Source organism: Dietzia sp. B19 (assembly GCF_014145155.1).
Lineage (GTDB): Bacteria > Actinomycetota > Actinomycetes > Mycobacteriales > Mycobacteriaceae > Dietzia > Dietzia natronolimnaea.
The window spans coordinates 1-1,059 of record NZ_JAALED010000515.1; the positions used below are offsets into that span (position 1 = coordinate 1).

Annotated in this window: 1 protein-coding gene; it reads left to right on the forward strand. The window is 70.9% G+C overall.

All coding sequences use genetic code 11. The annotated features are described in order from the left end of the window. Window positions 1-387 precede the first annotated feature (387 nt). The coding region (locus tag G6020_RS14070) for an aspartate-semialdehyde dehydrogenase (RefSeq protein ID WP_182611042.1) at window positions 388-1,059 on the forward strand (672 nt) is incomplete at its 3' end.

The window sequence follows — 1,059 nt, forward strand, 5'->3', positions numbered from 1 at the left end:
GGGTGCGGCGGGGTGACGGGTCGGGGCGCATGGGGCAAGCGTCGACGACGACGAGCGTGGCATCCCTCGTCCATCCCGCGATTTCGGCATCGGCTGTGGAGGCGGACGGCCCTGTGGAGCATCGGACCCGCCGGCCCATCGAGCATCGGACCCGCCGGCCCGTCGAGAAGAGCGTTTCGCGCACCTCCCTTTCGGCCGATGTGAGCCGAACAGACTTCTCGTTGGTCGGCGATGGCGAGGTCGGCCGCTCCCCGCACTGTGACGCGGGCCGCTGTCCATCGCCACCGGCCTCGGTAGACTGGGTCCCCACACCGGTCGGTCGAGCGCAGGGCGGAGAACCCGTCCGCGGCGGGCCGGGACAGAACCTTTCAGGAGTTGACCTCAACGATGACCACTGTCGCCGTAGTCGGAGCCACGGGCCAGGTGGGGCGCGTGATGCGCGCCCTGCTGGAGGAGCGGGACTTCCCGGCTGACAAGGTGCGGTTCTTCGCCTCCGCCCGGTCGGCGGGCACCACGCTGCCGTTCCGCGGCGAGGAGATCGTCGTGGAGGACACGGCCGACACCACCGACGAGGAGCTCAAGGGCATCGACATCGCCCTGTTCTCCGCGGGCGGCACGATGTCCAAGGAGCAGGCCCCTCGGTTCGCCGCGGCCGGCGCCGTCGTCGTCGACAATTCCAGCGCCTGGCGCAAGGACCCCGACGTCCCGCTGATCGTCTCCGAGGTCAACCCCGAGGCCGCGCAGAACCCGCCCAAGGGCATCATCGCCAACCCCAACTGCACCACCATGGCCGCGATGCCGGTCCTCAAGGTGCTCCACGACGCGGCCGGGCTCAAGCGGCTCGTCGTCTCCACCTACCAGGCCGTGTCCGGGTCGGGTCTCGCCGGCGTCGACGCGCTCAACGACCAGGTGACCGGCAACATCGGCGCGGGCCACGAGCTCGTGCACGACGGGCGGGCGCTGAGCGTGGACGACACTGGGCCGTACGTGGCGCCGATCGCGTTCAACGTCCTGCCGATGGCGGGCGCGCTGGTCGACGACGGGTCCGAGGAGACCGAC